This window comes from Streptomyces sp. NPDC057654 (genome assembly GCF_042800135.1).
GTDB lineage: Bacteria > Actinomycetota > Actinomycetes > Streptomycetales > Streptomycetaceae > Streptomyces.
This window is the reverse complement of record NZ_JBHVHQ010001385.1, coordinates 1-1,366: the sequence shown is the minus strand read 5'-3', so window position 1 is coordinate 1,366 and position 1,366 is coordinate 1. Positions and strand designations below refer to the sequence as shown.

Here is a 1,366-nt window from a genome sequence, read left to right as displayed (position 1 = left end):
ACACGGCGCTGCGCTTCCTGGTCCACGACGGGGAGGATGTCGGCGCCCTGTGGGTGCGGACACGCGGCCCGAAGGGGACCGGCGGCTTCGTCTGCGACATCGAGGTCGTCCCCGCCCACCGCGGCCGTGGGCACGGCCGCACCCTGATGCTGGTGGCCGAGCGCGAGTGCCTGGCGGCCGGGACGGACCGGATCGGGCTCAGCGTGTTCGCGGACAACATCCCGGCGCTGCGGCTGTACGAGTCGCTCGGCTACGAGGCGACCGAGAGCCGTTTCTACAAGCCGCTGCTGTAGTCGGGGGGCCTTGAAGGGCTCAGCCCTGGCCGCCCTCGGCGAGCAGGCGGTCGGCGATCTCCTCGATCCGCTCCCGCAGCCCCTCCTGGCTCTTGCCGCCGTCGAGCCGCTCGCCGCCGATCACATAGGTCGGGGTGCCCGTCACACCGATGGCCTTGCCCTCGGCCTGGTCGGCGTCGACGATCAGCAGGTGCCGGCCGTCGACGAGCGCGGTGTCGAGCTCCTCGGCGTCCAGGCCGAGCTCCGCGGCCGCCGCCAGCAGGACCGGCCGTCCCTTGGCGCCGAGCTCCTCGGTCCGGGCGAGCACGGCCTCCACGTACGGCCAGTCCTGGCCCTGCCCGGCGGCCTCCTCGGCGGCCTGCGCGGCCTCGTAGGCGTGCTGGTGCTTCTCCAGCGGGAAATGGCGCAGCCGGATCTCCAGCCGGTCGCCGTAGCGGGCGCGCAGCGCGTGGAGGTCGTCGAGGGCCCGGTGGCAGTCGGGGCACTGCAACTCGCACCAGACATCCAAGACGGGGCGGACAGGGCTGCTGGGGGTGGCGTGGCTCATGGGGCCAGTCTCCCAGCCGATGCGGCCCACCGGGAACCAGGACCTGGGGAGGAGCCCTGCCCTTAGATCACCCCGAGATATGCGCCCGTCCGCCTCGGATCGTGGCACTCCGGGGGGCGTCCGGTGCAGGATGGTCGGGAGACCCCATCGGCAGGAGGACCGGATGCTGACCTCGACCATTTGTGCGGCGGTGTCCGCGGCGGGCCTGGGCATCGCCCTGCTGACGGCGTACCGCAAGCGCTTCCTCGCCGCGGCGCGGATCGCCGCCTACGCCCTGGTGCCCATCGGACTGGTGATGACGGGCGTCATCGACTGGGTCAAGGACCTGGTGTTCAAGCCGAGCGTATGGGTGGGCTTCGGCGTGCTCGCGCTCTCGGCCGTGCTCTTCATGGTGACCAGGGCCGTCGAGCGGCGCGGCGGCGGCACCCGCAAGGAGCGGCGGGCGGCGGCCGCGCAGCAGCGCGAGGCGGCGGCCCCGGTGGCCCCGGCGGCCTCGGCCCCCTCTCTCGGCCAGGCCCCCGCGGCC

The 1,366-nt window shown here is 73.7% G+C and carries 3 protein-coding genes; 2 read left to right on the top strand and 1 reads right to left on the bottom strand.

The genetic code is table 11. The annotated features are described in order from the left end of the window. The coding region (locus ACFU99_RS43815) for a GNAT family N-acetyltransferase (RefSeq protein WP_384404390.1) at positions 1 to 293 on the top strand (293 nt) is incomplete at its 5' end. A gap of 19 nt (positions 294 to 312) precedes the next feature. On the opposite strand, the gene ACFU99_RS43810 is transcribed toward ACFU99_RS43815, so the two are convergent. After that, positions 313 to 840 (bottom strand): DsbA family protein, encoded by a 528-nt coding sequence (locus ACFU99_RS43810; protein ID WP_384404388.1) that lies wholly within the window; start codon positions 838 to 840, stop codon positions 313 to 315. A 163-nt stretch (positions 841 to 1,003) separates the two neighbouring features. Here ACFU99_RS43810 and ACFU99_RS43805 point away from each other — a divergent pair. Beyond that, on the top strand, positions 1,004 to 1,366 hold a 363-nt coding region (locus tag ACFU99_RS43805; RefSeq protein WP_384404386.1), incomplete at its 3' end, for a hypothetical protein.